The 18,377-nt window shown below is 67.7% G+C and carries 16 protein-coding genes; 12 read left to right on the top strand and 4 right to left on the bottom strand.

Annotation, left to right across the window (positions count from 1 at the left end):
- Positions 1-76: 76 nt before the first annotated feature.
- The 9 genes from pstC to rnt all read left to right on the top strand — a co-directional run bounded on the left by pstC (position 77) and on the right by rnt (position 7,143).
- A complete protein-coding gene (gene pstC / locus ACZK45_RS06690; protein ID WP_049421601.1) occupies positions 77-1,045 on the top strand; it encodes a phosphate ABC transporter permease subunit PstC in 969 nt (322 codons plus the stop codon).
- Positions 1,045-1,908, top strand: a complete 864-nt coding sequence (gene pstA, locus ACZK45_RS06685; RefSeq protein WP_032127902.1) for a phosphate ABC transporter permease PstA — start codon at positions 1,045-1,047, stop codon at positions 1,906-1,908. Before pstC ends, pstA begins: the two co-directional genes overlap by 1 nt.
- Positions 1,909-1,927: 19 nt before the next feature.
- Positions 1,928-2,758: a phosphate ABC transporter ATP-binding protein PstB gene (gene pstB, locus ACZK45_RS06680; protein WP_005408788.1), complete on the top strand. Its 831-nt coding sequence runs from the start codon at positions 1,928-1,930 to the stop codon at positions 2,756-2,758.
- Between the two features lie 97 nt (positions 2,759-2,855).
- Complete coding sequence (phoU, locus tag ACZK45_RS06675; protein ID WP_008265615.1) at positions 2,856-3,563, top strand: phosphate signaling complex protein PhoU; 708 nt, start codon at positions 2,856-2,858, stop codon at positions 3,561-3,563.
- Between the two features lie 205 nt (positions 3,564-3,768).
- Positions 3,769-4,164, top strand: a complete 396-nt coding sequence (locus tag ACZK45_RS06670) for an HvfA family oxazolone/thioamide-modified RiPP metallophore (protein ID WP_478445610.1) — start codon at positions 3,769-3,771, stop codon at positions 4,162-4,164.
- Positions 4,151-5,026, top strand: a complete 876-nt coding sequence (locus ACZK45_RS06665) for an HvfB family MNIO-type RiPP peptide maturase (protein WP_478445609.1) — start codon at positions 4,151-4,153, stop codon at positions 5,024-5,026. The genes ACZK45_RS06670 and ACZK45_RS06665 overlap by 14 nt, the downstream gene beginning before the upstream one ends.
- Entirely contained in the window at positions 5,019-5,774 is a 756-nt protein-coding gene (locus ACZK45_RS06660) for an HvfC family RiPP maturation protein (RefSeq protein WP_478445608.1), read from the top strand. The genes ACZK45_RS06665 and ACZK45_RS06660 overlap by 8 nt, the downstream gene beginning before the upstream one ends.
- A 27-nt stretch (positions 5,775-5,801) precedes the next feature.
- On the top strand, positions 5,802-6,323 hold the full coding sequence (locus ACZK45_RS06655) for an HvfX family Cu-binding RiPP maturation protein (protein ID WP_293791378.1): 522 nt from the start codon (positions 5,802-5,804) through the stop codon (positions 6,321-6,323).
- Positions 6,324-6,492: 169 nt separating this feature from the next.
- Positions 6,493-7,143, top strand: coding sequence for a ribonuclease T (rnt, locus tag ACZK45_RS06650; protein ID WP_014036542.1), 651 nt, complete (start codon positions 6,493-6,495; stop codon positions 7,141-7,143).
- Between the two features lie 95 nt (positions 7,144-7,238).
- On the opposite strand, the gene ACZK45_RS06645 is transcribed toward rnt, so the two are convergent.
- The 3 genes from ACZK45_RS06645 to ACZK45_RS06635 all read right to left on the bottom strand — a co-directional run bounded on the left by ACZK45_RS06645 (position 7,239) and on the right by ACZK45_RS06635 (position 12,587).
- Positions 7,239-10,265: a ligand-binding sensor domain-containing diguanylate cyclase gene (locus ACZK45_RS06645; protein WP_049422051.1), complete on the bottom strand. Its 3,027-nt coding sequence runs from the start codon at positions 10,263-10,265 to the stop codon at positions 7,239-7,241.
- A gap of 177 nt (positions 10,266-10,442) precedes the next feature.
- Positions 10,443-11,852 carry an ATP-binding protein gene (locus ACZK45_RS06640; RefSeq protein WP_032127908.1) on the bottom strand — a complete coding sequence of 470 codons (1,410 nt, stop codon included), beginning with the start codon at positions 11,850-11,852 and terminating at the stop codon, positions 10,443-10,445.
- A 6-nt stretch (positions 11,853-11,858) separates the two neighbouring features.
- On the bottom strand, positions 11,859-12,587 hold the full coding sequence (locus ACZK45_RS06635) for a response regulator (RefSeq protein ID WP_005408779.1): 729 nt from the start codon (positions 12,585-12,587) through the stop codon (positions 11,859-11,861).
- Between the two features lie 204 nt (positions 12,588-12,791).
- Here ACZK45_RS06635 and ACZK45_RS06630 point away from each other — a divergent pair, with 204 nt between their 5' ends.
- Genes ACZK45_RS06630 through ACZK45_RS06620 form a run of 3 tightly spaced genes read left to right on the top strand, consistent with a single transcriptional unit; the run spans position 12,792 to position 17,424 of the window.
- Positions 12,792-14,033, top strand: a complete 1,242-nt coding sequence (locus ACZK45_RS06630; protein WP_180838437.1) for an efflux RND transporter periplasmic adaptor subunit — start codon at positions 12,792-12,794, stop codon at positions 14,031-14,033.
- Positions 14,030-15,988, top strand: coding sequence for a MacB family efflux pump subunit (locus tag ACZK45_RS06625; RefSeq protein ID WP_478445607.1), 1,959 nt, complete (start codon positions 14,030-14,032; stop codon positions 15,986-15,988). The genes ACZK45_RS06630 and ACZK45_RS06625 overlap by 4 nt, the downstream gene beginning before the upstream one ends.
- Positions 15,985-17,424, top strand: coding sequence for an efflux transporter outer membrane subunit (locus ACZK45_RS06620; RefSeq protein ID WP_414577574.1), 1,440 nt, complete (start codon positions 15,985-15,987; stop codon positions 17,422-17,424). The genes ACZK45_RS06625 and ACZK45_RS06620 overlap by 4 nt, the downstream gene beginning before the upstream one ends.
- Before the next feature lie 76 nt (positions 17,425-17,500).
- On the opposite strand, the gene rlmB is transcribed toward ACZK45_RS06620, so the two are convergent.
- Positions 17,501-18,244, bottom strand: coding sequence for a 23S rRNA (guanosine(2251)-2'-O)-methyltransferase RlmB (gene rlmB, locus ACZK45_RS06615; protein ID WP_005408775.1), 744 nt, complete (start codon positions 18,242-18,244; stop codon positions 17,501-17,503).
- Positions 18,245-18,377: the final 133 nt, after the last annotated feature.

The following is an 18,377-nucleotide window of genomic DNA, read 5'->3' as shown; positions in this document are numbered from 1 at the left end:
CGACGGTGCCCGCCCCGCGCGGGCACCGCTTCTTCCACGCCGTGCCGCCCCGCCCCTTCCTGGCCCTGCCGTCCCCATGAATGCCATCGCCCAGCCTGTAGCCGCCCCGTCCACGCGTGATGCGCGTGATGCCCGCAACGACAAACTGTTCCGATGGGTGCTGGTCGGCACCGTCATCTTCGTCCTGATCGCCCTGGCCTGCGCCGCGCTGTCCATGCTGTGGGGCGGCCGCCATGCCCTGCAGATGCAGGGCCTGAGCTTCTTCTTCTCCGCCGACTGGAATCCGGTCGAAAACAAGTTCGGCGCCCTCGCTCCGATCTACGGCACCCTGGTCACCGCGCTCATCGCGATGGTCATCGCCGTGCCGGTCAGCTTCGGCATCGCCTTCTTCCTCACCGAAGTCGCGCCGCGCTGGCTGCGTGGCCCGGTCGGTACCGCCATCGAACTGCTGGCGGGCATTCCTTCGATCATCTACGGCATGTGGGGCCTGTTCGTGCTGGTGCCGGTGATGACCGAGTACGTCACTCCGTTCCTCAACGAAACCCTGGGCGAGATGCCGATCATCGGCCCGCTGTTCCAGGGCCCGCCGCTGGGCATCGGCATGCTCACTGCCGGTTTCGTGCTGGCCATCATGGTCATTCCGTTCATCTCCTCGGTGATGCGCGAAGTGTTCCTGACCGTGCCGACCCGCCTGAAGGAATCGGCCTACGCGCTGGGCTCCACCAAGTGGGAAGTGAGCTGGGACATCGTGCTGCCCTACACCCGCTCGGCAGTGATTGGCGGCATCTTCCTCGGCCTCGGCCGCGCCCTTGGCGAGACGATGGCGGTGGCCTTCGTGATCGGCAACAGCGTGCGCCTGTCGCCGTCGCTGCTGGAACCGGGCACCACCATCGCCGCGCTGATCGCCAACGATTTCGGCGAAGCCACTGAAACCTATCGCTCGGCTCTGCTGCTGCTCGGCTTCGTCCTCTTCATCGTCACCTTCGTGGTGCTGGCCATCGCCCGCCTGATGCTGATGCGCCTGTCCCGCAAGGAGGGCAACTGATGTCCACCACCGCTGATTCGCTGTACCTGCGCCGTCGCATCGGCAACGTCGTTGCGATCACCGCCTCCTGCGCCACCGCCCTGTTCGGCCTGTTCTTCCTGGGCTGGATCCTGTTCACCCTGGCCTCCAAGGGCCTGGCCGGCATCAACTGGGATCTGTTCACCAAGATGACGCCGCCGCCGATGCAGGAAGGCGGTCTCGCCAACGCCTTCTTCGGCAGTGCCGTGATGTGTGCGCTGGCGATCGGCATCGGCACCCCGCTGGGCGTGCTGGCCGGCACCTGGCTGGCCGAGTACGGCAACGCCCGCAAGGCCGGCACCGTGGTCCGCTTCGTCAACGACATCCTGCTGTCGGCCCCATCCATCGTGCTTGGCCTGTTCGTCTACACGCTGTACGTGATGCAGACCGGCGGCAACTTCTCGGCGTTCGCCGGTGCCCTGTCGCTGGCCTTCATCGTGCTGCCGGTGGTGGTGCGCACCACCGACGAGATGCTGCGCCTGGTGCCCTCGCAGATGCGTGAGGCAGCCCTGTCGCTGGGTATCCCGCAGTGGAAGGTGATCGTGCAGGTGCTGTACCGCAGTGCGTCGGCCGGCATCATCACCGGCATCCTGCTGGCGCTGGCCCGCATCTCCGGCGAGACCGCACCGCTGCTGTTCACTGCCTTCGGCAACCAGTACTGGAACAACAACATCTTCCAGCCGATGGCCTCGGTGCCGGTGGTGATGAACCAGTTCGCCGGCAGCCCGTATGAATCCTGGCAGGTGCTGGCCTGGGCCGGTGCCCTGGTGCTGACTGTCTTCGTGTTGCTGGTCAGCCTTGCCGCCCGCGGCATCCTGCTGCGCAACCGTATCTCCCATGACTGACCTTTCCGTGGATAACGCCATGAACGACCTTTCCAACGCCGTGCCGATGCAGCGCATCGCCGTGCCGTCCTCGCACGAGAGCCTGCACACGCCGTCGCCGGTGAAGCTGGCTGCGCGTGGACTGGACTTCTACTACGACAAGTTCCATGCCCTGAAGGGCATCAACCTGGAGATCCCGGAAAAGCGCGTGACCGCGCTGATCGGTCCCTCCGGCTGCGGCAAGTCGACCCTGCTGCGCATCTTCAACCGCATCTACGCGCTGTACCCGAAGCTGGAGGCGCGTGGTGAAGTGCTGCTGGACGGCGAAAACATCCTGTCGCCGAAGTACCCGATGAACCGCCTGCGCAGCAAGGTCGGCATGGTGTTCCAGAAGCCGGTGCCGTTCCCGATGACCATCTTCGAGAACGTGGCCTACGGCATCCGCCACCACGAGAAGCTGAGCAAGGCCGACATGGCCGACCGCGTCGAGCAGGCACTGCGCCAGGGCGCGCTGTGGGACGAAGTGAAGGACAAGCTGGGGCAGAGCGCACTGGGCCTGTCCGGTGGCCAGCAGCAGCGCCTGTGCATCGCCCGTGCCGTGGCCCTGCGCCCGTCGGTGCTGCTGCTGGACGAGCCGACCTCGGCGCTGGATCCGATCTCGACCAGCCGCATCGAGCAGCTGGTGGAAGAGCTCAAGCACGAGTACACCATCGTCATCGTCACCCACAACATGCAGCAGGCCGCGCGCGTGTCCGACTACACCGCCTTCATGTACCTGGGCGACCTGATCGAGCACGACCGCACCGAAGTGATCTTCTCGCAGCCGTCGCAGCGGCAGACCGAGGATTACATCACCGGTCGCTTCGGCTGAAACGTCAGTCGACAGACAGACAATGTCAGTCGAGCATGGCTCGACTCTACAAATCACGCCAGCCAGGCATGGCCTGGCTCTACCCGGATTGCAGACCATGAATCTTCCCAACGACCACATCGTCAAGAGCTACGACGAAGAACAGCAGCGGCTGGTGGCCGAAATCGTGCGCATGGGCGAGATGGCCGTCGCCCAGCTCGAAGCGGCGATGGACGTGATCGAGAAGCGCGACGAGAACGCCGCCCATCGCATCATCGCCAACGACGAAGCGATCGATGCGCTGGAGCAGCAGATCAGCCATGACGTGATGCGCCTGGCGCTGCGTGGGCCGATGGCGCGCGACCTGCGCGAGATCCTGGCCGGCCTGCGCATCCCGGCCGACATCGAGCGCATCGGCGACTATGCGGCCAACGTTGCCAAGCGTTCGATCGCGCTGGGCAAAGTGCCGCCGCTGCCACAGATCCAGGGCCTGCGGGCGCTCGGCCGCCTGGCCGCGCAGCAGGTGCGCCGCGCCATTGCCGCCTACCGCGACAACGATGCCGACGCTGCGCTGGCGCTGCGCGAGGACGACGCCCGCCTGGACGCGCAGTACACCGCGCTGTTCCGCGAGCTGCTGACCTACATGATGGAAGACCCGCGCAACATCACCCCGTGCACCCACCTGCTGTTCATGGCCAAGAACCTGGAGCGCGTGGGCGACCACGCCACCAACATCGCCGAGAACGTGTGGTTCCTGGTGCATGGCGAGCAGCCGCTGCCGCCGCGTGAAAAACGCGACGAAACCTCCAGCACCGGACAGCCCTGACGCTGCACTGCAACACCGGAGTTGACTCCAAGGTGGCCGCTGTCCTGGTGACAGCGGCCCTTTTGTTTTGGGCGTTCTGGCCACCGGTCTCCCGCTCTGTAACAAATCTCACGAAAATTTGAGTTCTTGGCGAGGATTCGTTGAGTAGGATCGCTGCACCATCGATTCACCCCGGGCGCCTGCCCACCACCTAGGAGTAAGACCGATGAGCAGTTCCAACAAGACCCTGTCCCTGCTGACCGCTACGGCCCTGGCCGCCGGCCTGGGCATGACCGCCAGTGCCTCGGCCCTGAGCATGAGCGACCTGGCCCAGGGCTACCTGGTGGCTGGCCAGGCGGCAAAGGCTGCCGATACCAAGCACGCCGAAGGCAAGTGCGGCGCCGACGGCAAGACCGCTGAAGGCAAGTGCGGCGGTGACAAGGGCAAGGCTGCCGAAGGCAAGTGTGGCGGTGACAAGGGCAAGGCTGCCGAAGGCAAGTGTGGCGAAGGCAAGTGCGGTGCCGACAAGGGCAAGGCTGCTGGTGCAGCCGCTGCCAAGACAGGCGACAAGAAGTCGGCTGAAGGCAAGTGCGGCGAAGGCAAGTGCGGTGCCAAGCACTGACGTCCGCGCCAGCGCCGTCCACCTGCGGTCGCCGCTTCGTGCGGCGGCCGCCGGGTTGGGCCTGCGCCGGGCGCTGCTACAGGACCTGCGCGACGCGCCGGCCGGTGACTTCGACTTCCTCGAATGTGCACCGGAGAACTGGATCCATGTCGGCGGCCCGGCCGGTGATGAACTGGCCGAACTGGCACAGCGCCATCCGTTGAGCTGCCATGGCCTGTCGCTGTCACTGGGCGGCAGCGCACCCCTGGATACGCAGCTGCTGGAGCAGGTCGGCCGGTTCCTCGACACGCACCGCGTGCCGCTGTACAGCGAACACCTGAGCTACTGCAGCGACGACGGTCACCTGTACGACCTGCTACCGATTCCTTTCACCGACGAAGCCGTGCGCCATACCGCGGCACGCATCGCCCGCGTGCAGGACCTGCTCGGCCGCCGCATTGCAGTGGAGAACGTGTCCTATTACCTGGCACCGGAACCGGCGATGGACGAACTGGCCTTCACCAATGCGGTGCTTGCCGAAGCCGACTGCGACCTGCTGCTGGACGTCAACAACGTCTACGTCAACGCCTGCAACCACGGCTACGATGCCGACACCTTCATCGCCGGGCTGCCCGCAGAGCGCATCGTCTGCCTGCACGTGGCCGGGCACCTGGACGAGGCGCCGGACCTGAAGATCGATACCCATGGCAGCGCGGTGATCGACCCGGTCTGGGAGCTGCTGGCGCGTACCTATGCATGCATCGGCCCGCGCCCGACCCTGCTCGAACGCGATTTCAACTTCCCGCCCTACGCCGAGCTGCAGGGCGAACTGCAGACCATCCGCCGCCTGCAGGCGACGCACGGGGGGACTGCACATGACTGACGCTCGCGGCACCCTGCGCGCGCAGCAGCACGCGTTCACTGCCCATCTGCGCGATCCGCAGGGCGTGCCACCGCCGGCTGGGCTGGAGGCACGCCGGGTCACGGTGTACCAACGGCTGCTGTTCAACAATCTGCTCGGCCTGTTGAGCAACGGCTTCCCGGTCTGCGTGCGCCTGCTCGGCGAGCCCGCCTGGAGCGACCTGGTGCGCCACTACTTCGCCACCCATCGCTGCCAGGCACCGCTGTTCACCGAACTGGCCGCCGAATTCGTGCAGTGGCTGCAGGCACAGCCGCAGCTGCCGCACCCGGCGTTGGCCGAACTCGCTCATTACGAGTGGGTGGAGACCGCGCTGTACCAGTTGCAGGCCGAGCCGCTGCCGGCACCCGGCGACATCGATCCGCTGCAGGTACCGCTGCAGCGCTCACCCCTGGCGTGGCCGCTGCTGTATCAGTGGCCGGTGCATCGACTCGGTGCCGAGGATGCGCCAATGCAGCCGCCGGCGGAACCGACCGGCCTGCTGGTCCGCCGCGAGGCCGATGGCGAAGTGCGCTTCGCCGTGCTCAGCCCGCTGGCGGTATACCTGCTGTCCAGCGTCGGCGAACGACCCGGCCTCGATGGACATGCCTATCTGCGGCAATTGGCCGCTGCGAACGGCCTGGCTGAGGAGGCGCTGGCCGGGCCCGGTGCCGCGCTGCTGCAGCAGTTCCTGCAGGCCGGCGTGATCGGCCCGCTCACAGTCCCTGGCTGACGCCCTTTCCCCCACGGAGAACCACCGATGAACCTTCCGACCCTGGCCGCCACGCGTGGCCAGCTGGACCGTCTCGCCCCCTGGTTGGCCCCGCTCGGCCTGCGCCTGCTGCTGGCCTGGGAATACTTCGAATCCGGCCGCGAGAAACTGCGCGGCCAGAACTGGTTCGCCGACCTGCAGGACGCTTTCCCGTTCCCGTTCGACCAGCTGCCGGCCGCGCTGAACTGGCAGCTTGCGACCTGGTTCGAACTGCTCGGCGCGGCCTGCCTGTTGTTCGGTTTCGGCACCCGTTTCGCCGCCGCCAGCCTGCTGGTGCTGACCGTAGTGGCTACCTATGCGGTGCATTGGCCGATGGAATGGAACTCGCTGGCCGACCTCGCCATGGGCTACGCGATCACTGACCAGGGCTTCGGCAACTTCAAGCTGCCAGTACTGTTCATGGCGATGCTGCTGCCGCTGATCTTCACCGGCGCCGGCAGGCTGAGCGTGGATGCGTGGTTGGCGCGGTGGTCTCCCTCGGCCACGCCTGCACGGCCAGCAGTCCGGTAATCGCCAAACCTGGTCGGCGCACCGTGTGCCAACCAGGGTTGGCACCTACCGGAATCCTGAGCGCGCGGTGTCCCGGTAGGTGTCGACCTTGGTCGACACACACCCGCGCAGGGAACGCATGCACCGAAGGCTGGCCGGGCGCTCAGGGTCGCTCTGCTAGAATTCACGCATGACTGACCCCACCCCCGCACCTGCCGCCGCTCCCGATTCCGCAGTCCCCCAGGCGCAGCGCGCGATGTCACAACGCTTCCGCGGCTTCCTGCCGGTGGTGGTGGACGTGGAAACCGGCGGCTTCGACAGCCAGCGCAACGCGCTGCTGGAGATCGCCGCGGTGCCGATCGAGATGGACGAGAACGGCCTGCTCTACCCCGGCCAGACCGCCAGTGCCCACGTGGTGCCGGCCGAGGGCCTGGAGATCGACCCGAAGTCGCTGGAAGTGACCGGCATCATCCTCGACCACCCGTTCCGGCTGGCCAAGGAAGAGAAGGCGGCACTGGACCACATCTTCACCCCGGTACGCGCGGCCATGAAGAAGTACGGCTGCCAGCGCGCGATCCTGGTCGGCCACAACGCGCATTTCGACCTCGGCTTCGTCAATGCCGCCGTGGCGCGCACCGGCCACAAGCGCAATCCGTTCCATCCGTTCAGTGTGTTCGACACGGTGACGCTGGCCGGTATCGCCTACGGGCAGACGGTGCTGGCGCGTGCGGCCACCGCCGCCGGGCTGGGGTGGGATGCGAATGAAGCGCACAGCGCGGTGTATGACACCGAACAGACCGCGCGCTTGTTCTGCACGATCGCCAACGCCTGGCCACGGTAAGCCAGCCAACGGCGCAACCGCATCCACGCAGTGCGGACCAACGGTCCGCACCCACCACTCACCGGACGGTAGATCCACGCCATGCGTGGATGCGATCAACCAATGCTCGTTCGGTCGCGGCCGTCGCTCTTGGCGCGGTACAACGCGCGGTCTGCGCGCTGGTACAGCAGTGCCGGGGTGCGGTCGTCGGCATCCAGTTCCACCAGGCCCGCGCTGAAGGTCACGCGCAGGCCGTCCACGCCGGCCCAGTCGGGGTGGTCATGGAACAGGCCGCGCAGGCGCGCGCACAGCTGTGCGGCTTCCTCCAGACGGGTGTCGTTGAGCAGCAGCGCGAACTCTTCGCCGCCAGTCCGCGCCGGCAGGTCCGAGTCGCGGCTGGCGGCGGCGATCAACCGCGCCACCTGCACCAGCACCGCATCTCCGATGCTGTGGCTGTGGCGGTCGTTGACGTCCTTGAAGTGGTCGATATCCAGCACCACCAGGCACAGCGGATGACCGCTGCGCTGCGAACGCGCGAAGTCACGCGCCAGCGTTTCATCGAAAGCACGGCGGTTGGCCAGGCCAGTCAGTGCATCCTCGCGGGCCTGCCGTTCGAATGCCTCGGCCTGCCGCGCCAACCGTTCGGCCAGCTCGGTCTTTTCCTGGTTCAGCGCCTGCAGGTGCACGGTCTTGGCCTGCAGGTCGAAGGTCGCCTCGTCCACGCGCCGTGCCAGGCGCAGGTTGCTGGCCTTCAGCTGCTGCAGCAGCAGCCGGTACAGCGCCACCAGCCCGGCCAGCAGCAACAGGCCACCCAGCACCTGCACGCTGCGTCGCTGCCACCAGAACGGCTCCACGGTGAAGCTCCATACCGCTTCCTGCTGGCCCCAACTGCCACCCGGATGGGCAGCGGCCACGTGCAGGGTGTAGTCGCCCGGCGGCAGGCCAACGAACTCCACGCTGCGCTGCGGGCCGCGTTCGACCCACCCCGTATCCAGGCCATCCAACCGCGTGCGGTAGCGGATCCGGTCAGACATCAGGTAGCTCAGGCCGACATAACTCACCGCCAAGCGGCGACCGCCGGGAATGTAGTTGCGGTCCGGGCCTTCCCAATGCACCGGTGCGCCATCCACCTGCACGCTTTCAATCGCTGCCGGCGGTGAAAGACGCTCGCGGAAACGCTGCAGGCGTTGCGGATCGACGGTGCTCAGGCCTCCGGCGGTGACCACCCAGAACGTGCCGTCCTGGCGCAGGATCGCCGATGGCCCGGAGCTGCCGTTGGCCTGCGCGTTGGCCATGCCGTCAATCTCGTTGTAGCGCTCCACCACCACCCGGGGTGCGCGGCCATCGGCCACGGCGTTGAGGGTGGCCATGTCGGTGCGCAGCACGCCGCGGTTGCTGCTGATCCACACGTTGCCAAGGCGATCCGGCACCAGTTGGAACACCGCATCCACCGGCATGCCCTGCTCCAGCCCCACCCGTGCCAGCGTGCCGTTGCGCCAGCGGTACAGGCCACGGTCGCTGCTGATCCACATCGCGTCACCCAGCTGATGGAAGCCGAACACGCTGCGGCCACCGCCCATCGGCGCGAGGTCGATCGACTGCACGTGATCGCCGCGCAGTACGCGGATGCCCTCGATGGTGCCGATCCACAGGTTGCCCTGGTGATCGTGCTCAAGCGCGGTGATCAGGCCGCTGGGCATGCCCGCAACGCTTGATACCTGCACGCGGTCGCCGTCGATGCGGACCACGCCCTTCTGGGTGCCGGCCCAGACCACACCCTGCGGGTCCACGCTGATCGCGCGGATGTTGCCGCCCGGCATGCCATCGGCGGCGGCATAGTTGTGCCGCAGCCGGCCATCGGGGCCAAGACGGTAGACGCCATCACCGAACGTTCCGACCCACAGGTCACCGTCCGGGCCCTGCGCCAGGCTGAGCACCGAAGGTGCCTTGCCGCCGCGGTTGTGCAGCGGCATCGCGCGGAAGCGGCCATCAGCAGTCTGCAGGTCGAGGCCGCTGGCACTGCCGACCCACAGCTGGCGATCGCGGTCCTCGAACACGGTGCGCACATAGTCGCCACTGAGGCCATCGCGCTCGGTGTAGCTGCTGAACAGTGTTTCGCGCAGGCGGTACAGGCCACCGTTGGCACCCACCCAGATGCTGCCCTCGGCATCCTCGCGCAGGCTGACCACGCGCCCACCCGGCAGGTTCAGGCCCGCCGGCAGGCGCTCCAGGCCATGCGCTGAGATCCGCAGCAGGCCCTGGTTCTCGGTGCCCAGCCACAGGTCGCCATGGCGATCCTGCAGCATCGAGGTCAGGTGCAGCTGCCCCGGCAGGCGGTGCATCAGCACCAGCTGATCATCCTCCACCCGGTACAGGCGCTCGCCGGCGACGATCCACAGCGCGCCATCCGGAGCGCGGTACGGCCACGACAGGCCACTGCCGGCGCCCAGCCCCCACGCCGCGGGCGCCCGCTTGAGCACCCCGTCGTTGTCGCGCAGCACCAGTCCATCCAACGTGCCGGCCCAGACCCGGTCCTGCGCGTCGACCACCAGCTTGGTGAAGCTCATCGCCATCGGCAGGTCGGCGGCCGGAGCCTGGTAGACGATACCGGTGTCCGGCGTCAGATAGCCGATGCCCTTGCCTTCATACAGCAGCCACAGGCGGCCCTGGCTGTCCATCTGCATGGACTGGATCAGGACCTGCGGGGTATCGGCCTGGTGCTCCCAGACACGCCACTGGCCATCGTTGCCGCGATGGCTGACATTGCCCCGCGAATCACTGATCCACAGCCCACCCTGGCGGTCGACGAACAGCGCGCCGATGCCGTTGTCGCGCAGGCCCGGGCGGGTACTGCGGTCGAACACGGTGAAATCCAGCCCGTTGTAACGCACCAGGCCTTCCCAGGTGGCGAACCAGAGGTGGCCTTCGGGGGTCTGCGCGATGTCGCGCAGAGAGTTGTGCGGCAGGCCGTTGCGCGACGTCCATACATCAATGGCGTAGTCGCGCAGTGGCGGAGCCCCCTCCTGCGCTGCCACCGGCAGTGCAAGGGCCAGCAGCAGCCACAGCAGGCCCTGTCGCAGCCATCGACCGATATCTGATCCGCAGCGCTCCACCCAGCGCCCGATGTCCCCCTGTCCGGCCATCAGTGCAGCGGCGGCGGCCAGGCAGGGCTGCCGGGCCTGGCAGCATGCGGGAACTGCCGGGCAGCGCGGGACGGCATGCCGGCGGGAACGGGCTGGCTCATCGGGGGGGAACTGGGAAGATGCGCAGATGATAGGCCAAACCCGGCCCAGGGCGTCACCATCGCCAGCCGCGAAGGCTCAGCCCGCGCGGCCCGGCGGCGTCACCTGTGCACTGGCCGGCCACTGCACTACCGCCTCCAGCCCGCCTTCAACGCGGTTGCGCAGCCACAGCCGCGCCCCGTCTTTCTCAGCCAGGGCGCGGGCGATGGTCAGGCCCAGACCGGCGCCGCCGGTTTCGCGCGAACGCGAGGTTTCCACCCGCACGAACGGGTCGAACACGGCTTCCAGCTGATCCTCGGCCAGGCCCGGGCCGTCATCGGCCACCACCACGGTGATCGCGCCACCACTACGCTCGACCCGTACCCGCACCCGGTAGGCATACATCACCGCGTTGTCCACCAGGTTGGAAAACAGGCGATGCATGGCCAGCGGACGCAACATCAACACCGCTCCGCTGCCACCTTCGAAGACGACATCACCGCCGCCCTCGGCCGTGTCTTCAACGATGCTCTCCAGCAGCGAATCCAGGTCCAGTGCGGCGCGCTGCTCGGCGCTCTCCGCGCTGCGCGCCAGCTCCAGGCCTTCGCGCACCAACGCCTGCATCGCGGCCAGATCGCCGATCAGGCGCTCACGCAGCACCTCGTCGCTGACATTCTCCAGGCGCAGGCGCAGCCGGGTCAGCGGGGTCTGCAGGTCATGGGTGATCGCCGCCAGCATCTGCGTGCGCTCGGCCAGGTGCCGCTGCAGGCGATGCTGCATGGCGTTGAAGGCCTCTGCGGCGCGCTGCACTTCGCGCGGGCCGCGCAGCGGCAGTGGATCGCGCTGCAGGTCGTCGCCCAGGTCTTCGGCGGCTGCGGCCAGTTCCTGCAGCGGCGCGCTGGCCATGCGCGCGACGATATAGGCCAGCACCGCGATCGCCAGCACCAGCAGGGTCAGGAACCACGGGTCCACGGCGAGGATGCCGTTGTGTGCCACCGCCGGCGAATCCAGCGCCAGCTTCAGCAGCGTGCCGTCGTTGAGGGTCACGTCGACCGCACGGCACTTGGGCGGGATGAACGCCGGATCACGTTCGCGCGGATGCTTTCGATGCCCCGGTGGCGGCGGGGGCAGCAGGTCCTGCAGCTTGGGAATGCAGGAGCGGAACGAAGCGAAGTGCACATGCGCGCGTGCGACCGGGCCGGGCCGATCATCGAGCACTTCCATCAACGCGGTATCGGCCCGCCCCAGGCGTGCGCCGGGTTGCAGCGCACGCACGCTCGGCCCACCGATTTCGAGCAGGCGCTCGCGCAGTTCGGGGTTGCCGTCGAGCAGGTTGACGTAGCCCTGGAGGCGGTCGGCGATGCGGTTCAGGTTCTGCCGCTCGAACTCCTGCTGGCGCTTGGAAGTGGCCAGCATGGTCGCGCCGATCGCGGCCACGCTCATGCCCAGCAGCAGGATCACGAACAACCGCCCGACCATCGAGGACAGGAAATGGCGCAGGCGCTTCATCGCGGCTTATTCCAGGTTCACCGAGGAGGCCAGTACATAGCCTTCGTTGCGAACGGTCTTGATCAGTCCGTCCGGGCCACCGTCGTCGCCCAGCTTGTTGCGCAGCCGGCTGACCTGCAGATCAATGGCGCGGTCCTGTGCCTCGTAGTTGCGGCCGCTGCTGAGCGCGACCAGCTGCTCGCGCGACAGCACCTTGTTGGCGTGGGCGATGAACACCCGCAGCAGGCGGAACTCGGCGCCGGACAGCACCACCACGCGATCGTCCGGGTCCACCAGGTGGCGATGCTCCAGATCGAACACCCAGCGCGAGAAGCGCGCACGGCGCACCGCCAGCGGCTCCAGGTTCGCCGGCAGCGCCTCGGTCCGGCGCAGCACATTGCGTATGCGTGCCAGCAGCTCGCGCGGTTCGAACGGCTTGGCCAGGTAGTCGTCGGCGCCCATTTCCAGGCCCAGCACGCGGTCGATCGGCTCAGCACGCGCGGTCAGCATGATCACCGGCGTGTTCGAGCGCGCGCGCAGGTCCCGGCACAGGGTCAGGCCATCCTCGCGCGGCAGGTTGAGGTCGAGCACGATCAGGTCCACGTGTTCGCGGTCCAGCAGCTGGCGCATGGCGGTGCCGTCTGCGGCCGTGCTCACCTGGTAGCCGGCCCGGCCGAGCTGTTCGGCCAGCAGGGTGCGGATGTCGTTGTCGTCGTCGACGATCAGCAGTCGATGCATCGTGTTTTCAGTCTCCATGTCGCGATCATCCCGTGTCGGCAGCTGAACCGCATCCGGGGCAATGCGTACCAGTGTATCCAGCCATGGGCGGGATACCTGTGGTTACGCGTATTCACCGACAGTGTTACATAGAGACATACCCCGAGGATTGAGCCGCCCATCGCCCGGTCTTCACAATGCCCACCAACGCCGCCACCGCGGCCCCGAGAGTGAAGCCACGACGTGACGTTCCGCCTGCTGCCCGCGACCCGCCGGGGTCGCCTGATACTGATCGCCCTGCTCGCCCTTGCCGTTGCCGCAGCCGCCTGGTGGCTGCTGCGCAAGCCCGCCGCCCCGGCGGTGGCGACCACGCCCGCCAGCCGTGGTGACATCGAGCAGACGGTGGAAGCCACCGGCGTGATCGACGCCTACAAGCTGGTCAGCGTCGGTGCCCAGGCTTCGGGCCAGATCAAGTCGCTGAAGGTGCAGCTGGGCGACACCGTGAAGGAAGGCGACCTGATCGCCGAGATCGACGCCACCACCCAGCAGAACCAGGTGCTCAATGCGCAGGCCTCGCTGGACCAGGTCACCGCCCAGCGCGCCGTGCAGCAGGCCACCCTGCGCCAGGCCGAACTGGAATTCGCGCGCCAGCAGCAGATGCTGGCCGCCGAGGCCACCTCACGCCAGGAATACGATGCCGCCGAAGCGCAGCTGAAGACCGCCCGTGCCCAGCTGCAGTCCTACGAGGCGCAGATCAAGGGCCGCGAAACCGAGCTGGGCACCGCCCGCGCCAACCTGGCCTACACCCGCATTACCGCGCCGATGGACGGCACCGTGGTGGCGGTGGTGGCCGAGGAAGGTCGCACCGTGAACGCCAACCAGACTGCACCGACCATCGTCATGCTGGCGCGGCTGGACGTGGTCACCGTCAATGCCGAAATTTCCGAAGCCGACGTGGTCAAGATCAAGGCCGGCATGCCGGTGTACTTCACCACGCTGGGCGACCCGGATCGCAAGTACCACGCCACGCTGCGCCAGATCAATCCGGCGCCGGCCTCGATCGCCAACGAGAGTTCGTCCAGTTCCAGCAGTTCGTCCAGTTCCAGTTCCAGCAGCGCGGTCTACTACAACGCGTTGTTCGACGTGGAGAATCCGGATGGCACCCTGCGCATCGACATGACCGCGCAGGTCTCGGTACTGCTGAAGCAGGCCAAGGGCGTGCTGATGGTGCCGGCGGTGGCACTGGGGCCGAAGCGCCGTGGCGACGAGCGCATGGTGCGGGTGCTGGACGACAAGGGCCAGCCGCAGCCGCGCAAGGTTACCGTGGGCATCAACAACGGCGCCTCGGCCGAGATCCTGTCGGGACTGAAGGAAGGCGAGCGCGTGGTGGTCGGCGAAGCCGGTGCGGCCGGTGCCAGCGCCGGCGGCGGCAACCGCGGCGGCATGCAGATGCGGGTCGGCGGCCCGGGCATGGGGCGCCGATGAGCACGACGGCGCCGCTGCTGCGCCTGCGTGACCTGCGACGCGAATTCCCGGCCGGCGACGATGTGATCGCCGTGCTGCGTGACGTCAACCTCGACATCCACGCCGGTGAGATGGTGGCCATCGTCGGCCAGTCCGGCTCAGGCAAGTCGACGCTGATGAACATCCTCGGCTGCCTCGATCGTCCCACCCGTGGCAGCTACCAGGTGGCCGGCCGCGAAACCGGGAAGATGGCGCCGGACGAGCTGGCCGAACTGCGGCGCGAGCATTTCGGCTTCATCTTCCAGCGCTACCACCTGTTGGGCGACCTCGATGCGCGCGGCAACGTGGAAGTGCCGGCGGTGTACGCCGGCAGCCCCGGCCCGGTGCGCAACGCGCGTGCCGAGCAGCTGCTGCAGCGGCTGGGCCTGAGCGACCGCATGCACCACAAGCCGGGCCAGCTGTCCGGCGGCCAGCAGCAGCGCGTGTCGATCGCCCGTGCCCTGATGAACGGCGGCGAGGTGATCCTGGCCGACGAACCGACCGGCGCGCTCGACACGAAATCCGGCGAGGAAGTGATGGCGATCCTCGGCGAGCTGCACGCCGAAGGCCACACCATCATCATTGTCACCCACGACATGAGCGTGGCCGAACACGCGCAGCGCATCATCGAGATCCGCGACGGCGAGATCATCGCCGACCGCGCCAACCCGAATGCACCGACCTACCGCGCGCAGCGCGAGGCCAGCACCGGCGTCGCCCGCGGCAACAGCTGGCGGGCCGCGCGCGACCGCTTCACCGAAGCATTCCGCATGGCGTTGCTGGCGATGAATGCACATCGGCTGCGCACCTTCCTGACCATGCTCGGCATCATCATCGGTATCGCCTCGGTGGTCTCGGTGGTGGCGCTGGGCAACGGCTCGCAGCAGCAGATCCTGCAGAACATCAGCGCGCTCGGCACCAACACCATCGATGTCTACCCCGGCCGTGGTTTCGGCGACATGCGCTCGGCCCGCGTGCAGACGCTCAAAGCCAGTGATGCCGATGCGCTGGCCCGGCAGAGCTACGTCGACAGCTCCACGCCCAGCGTGTCGACCTCGGTCACCGCGCGTTACCGCAACCAGTCCTCCACCGCCCAGGTCAGCGGCGTCGGCGAGCAGTTCTTCCGGGTCAAGGGCGTGACCCTGCTCAGCGGCAGCTTCTTCGATGCCGATGCGGTGAAGGGCCTCGGCCAGGTGGCGGTGATCGACGAGAACACCCAGACCCAGTTCTTCCCCGATGTCGATCCGATCGGCCAGGTGATCCTGCTCGGCAACGTGCCGGCGCGCGTGGTCGGCGTGGCCAAGCGCCAGAGCTTCGGGTTCGGCGGCAGCACCAGCCTGAGCGTGTGGCTGCCGTACACCACGGTGATGTCGCGCATGCTCGGCCAGAGCCACGTGTCCAGCATCACCGTGCGCGTGGACGACAACACGCCGATGGATGCCGCACAGGAAGCGATCACCCGACTGTTGACCATGCGCCATGGCACCGAGGACTTCTTCCTCAGCAACAGCGCCGAAATCCGCCAGACCATCGAACAGACCACGCGCACGATGACCCTGCTGATCGGCGCCATCGCCGCCATCGCGCTGCTGGTCGGTGGTATCGGTGTGATGAACATCATGCTGGTGTCGGTGACCGAGCGTACCCGCGAGATCGGCGTGCGCATGGCCGTCGGTGCACGGCAGAGTGATATCCGCCAGCAGTTCCTGATCGAGGCGGTGCTGGTGTGCCTGCTCGGCGGCGTGCTCGGCATCGGCCTGGCCCTGCTGCTGGGCTCGATGATCGGCCGCTTCGCCAGCGACTTCCAGGTGCTGTTCTCCACCGCCTCGATCGTCGCCGCTTTTGCCTGCTCGACCCTGATCGGCGTGGCGTTCGGCTTCCTGCCCGCGCGTAACGCCGCGCAGCTCGACCCGGTGGAGGCCCTGGCCCGCGAATGAAGATGATGACCCGACTGCCCTTCCCTGCCCCCTCGCGCCTGTTGCTGGCGGGCGCCGTTCTGCTCGCCCTGTCCGGTTGCGCATCGATGGGCCGCTATCCGGTGCAGGCCCCCGACGTGGCGGCGACTTACGGTCGTGGCGACGCCACCCTCAATGCGCCCGCCGACGATCCGCGCAGCAGCCTGGATACTCCGGGCCGCGACATCCGCCAGGACACCTGGTGGACCGGTTTCGGCGATGAACGTCTCGACCGTCTGGTGGCGCAGGCGCTGGCCGCCAACAGCGATCTTGCCGCCGCTGGCCTGGCCGTGCAGCGTTCGCGCCTGCAGGCCGGCCTGGCCAGCAACGCGTTGTGGCCGCAGCCTTCGTCTTCGGGTGTGAGTGGTAGCGCCAGCCGCGCCACCGACCAGGCCGACGACTGGCGCCGCAGCTATTCCACCGGCGTCTCGCTGGGCTGGGAAGTGGACCTGTGGGGCCGCCTGCGCACCCAGCGCGACATCGCCCGCTGGGAAGCCGAGGCCAGCGAGGAAGACCGGCAGAACACCGCGCTGCTGGTGATCAGCGACACCATCAACCAATACTGGAACCTGGCCTATCTCAACCAGTCCATCGCCACCGGCCAGGCCAACCTGGAGCGGCTGGAACGTACCCGCGAACTGGTCCAGGCCCGCTTCGACGCCGGTGCAGTATCGCGCCTGGAAGTACGCCAGGCACTGCAGAACCTGCAGTCGCAGCGTTCCTCGCAGAGTGCGCTGGAACAGCAGCGGGTGGAGGCCCGCAATGCACTGACCGTGCTGCTGGACGGCACGCCCTGGCCGCAGCAGGACGAACCGCAGGACCTGCTCGGCGCAAGCAGCCCCAGCATCGCGGAGGGCCTGCCGACCGACCTGCTCGGTCGCCGTCCCGACCTGCGCGCGGCCGAACTGCGCCTGCGCAACAGCCTGAAGACCATCAAGGTGACCGCTACCCAGTACTACCCGGCGCTGAGCCTGACCGGCAGCCTCGGCTCCAGTGCAACGTCGCTGGGTGACGTGCTGCGCAACCCGGTGGCCACGCTGGGCGCCGGCCTGTCGCTTCCGTTCCTCAACCTGCAGCGCGCGCAGCTGGATACCGATATCGCCGGCACCGCCTACCAGATCGCCGCGACCAATTTCCGCAAGACGCTGTATACCGCGCTCTCGGAAGTGGACAACGCGCTGTCGGCACGCGAGCAGCTGGCGCGCCAGGTGGCGGCCTCACAGGCTTCGTACGACGAAGCGGTGGAAGTGGAACGGGCGCAGGAAGTGCGCTACCGCGTGGGTGCCACCGACCTGCGCACCTGGCTGGAAGCGCAGCAGACCCGGCGCGATGCCGAGCTGTCGCTGGCGCGCGTGCGCCAGGGCCAGCTGAACAACGACGTGACCTTGTTCAAGGCACTGGGCGGCAGCGCGGGGTGAGGCGGCAAGAGCGCCAACCAAGGTTGGCGACTACCTGGTGGGTGTCGACCTTGGTCGACACAGCCGCTGCTGCCGATCAACCGCGCTGGCGCACGGCCTCGAACAGGCTGACACCGGCAGCGACGGAGACGTTCAGGCTCTCGATCTCGCCCGGCATCGGGATCTTGACCAGGCCATCGCAGTTCTCGCGGGTCAGGCGGCGCAGGCCATCGGCTTCACCGCCCAGCACCAGGGCGATGTTGCCCTTCAGGTCCAGCTGGTACAGCGAGGCGGTGGCTTCGCCGGCCAGGCCGTAGATCCACACGCCCTGCTTCTGCAGGTCCTTCAAGCAGCGCGACAGGTTGGTCACCGCCACCACCGGGATCAGATCGGCGGCACCCGCCGAGGTCTTGCGCACGGTGGCATTGACCGTGGCCGACTTGTCCTTGGGGATGATCACGGCAGTGGCGCCGGCGGCAGCGGCCGAGCGCAGGCAGGCGCCCAGGTTGTGCGGGTCCTGCACCTCGTCCAGCACCAGCAGCAGGGCCTTGCCCTCGGCTGCAGTGACCAGGCCTTCCAGCTCGTTCTCGCTGTAGGTGCGGGCGGCGGCATAGCGCGCGGCCACGCCCTGGTGGCGTACCGAACCGCCGACACCGTCCAGCGCCTGGCTGTTCACCTTGCGCACGTCGATGCCCTTGCGGCGGGCGTTTTCCTCGATCTCGGTCAGGCGCGGGTTCTTCGCACCGGCCTCGACCAGCACTTCGCGGACGTTCTCGGCGTCGTTCTCGATGGAGGAGGCGACGGCGTTGACGCCGACAATCCACTGGCTGTTCTTGCTCATGCGGGCGGGGACCGGAAAGGGGGTGGCTATGGTAGAGCATCGGCGGGCCGGGCGCTGCGGCCAGCCTTCTGGGGAGCCGGGCCTGCGATCGGCTGCCCTTGGTTCAGGCAGCGGCAACCCGCCAGCCGAGCGT

The sequence above is a fragment of the Stenotrophomonas sp. 63632_Sma genome, from assembly GCF_056482875.1.
This window is presented reverse-complemented; position numbering and strand designations above follow the sequence as displayed.

Coding starts and splice junctions, on each gene's coding strand:
- ACZK45_RS06655 (WP_293791378.1), top strand. CDS start 5,802: ATGAACCTTCCGACCCTGGCCGCCACGCGTGGCCAGCTGGACCGTCTC.
- ACZK45_RS06660 (WP_478445608.1), top strand. CDS start 5,019: ATGACTGACGCTCGCGGCACCCTGCGCGCGCAGCAGCACGCGTTCACT.
- ACZK45_RS06620 (WP_414577574.1), top strand. CDS start 15,985: ATGAAGATGATGACCCGACTGCCCTTCCCTGCCCCCTCGCGCCTGTTG.
- pstA (WP_032127902.1), top strand. CDS start 1,045: ATGTCCACCACCGCTGATTCGCTGTACCTGCGCCGTCGCATCGGCAAC.
- phoU (WP_008265615.1), top strand. CDS start 2,856: ATGAATCTTCCCAACGACCACATCGTCAAGAGCTACGACGAAGAACAG.
- ACZK45_RS06640 (WP_032127908.1), bottom strand. CDS start 11,852: ATGAAGCGCCTGCGCCATTTCCTGTCCTCGATGGTCGGGCGGTTGTTC.
- pstC (WP_049421601.1), top strand. CDS start 77: ATGAATGCCATCGCCCAGCCTGTAGCCGCCCCGTCCACGCGTGATGCG.
- ACZK45_RS06625 (WP_478445607.1), top strand. CDS start 14,030: ATGAGCACGACGGCGCCGCTGCTGCGCCTGCGTGACCTGCGACGCGAA.
- ACZK45_RS06645 (WP_049422051.1), bottom strand. CDS start 10,265: ATGGCCGGACAGGGGGACATCGGGCGCTGGGTGGAGCGCTGCGGATCA.
- ACZK45_RS06635 (WP_005408779.1), bottom strand. CDS start 12,587: ATGGAGACTGAAAACACGATGCATCGACTGCTGATCGTCGACGACGAC.
- ACZK45_RS06670 (WP_478445610.1), top strand. CDS start 3,769: ATGAGCAGTTCCAACAAGACCCTGTCCCTGCTGACCGCTACGGCCCTG.
- rnt (WP_014036542.1), top strand. CDS start 6,493: ATGACTGACCCCACCCCCGCACCTGCCGCCGCTCCCGATTCCGCAGTC.
- pstB (WP_005408788.1), top strand. CDS start 1,928: ATGAACGACCTTTCCAACGCCGTGCCGATGCAGCGCATCGCCGTGCCG.
- rlmB (WP_005408775.1), bottom strand. CDS start 18,244: ATGAGCAAGAACAGCCAGTGGATTGTCGGCGTCAACGCCGTCGCCTCC.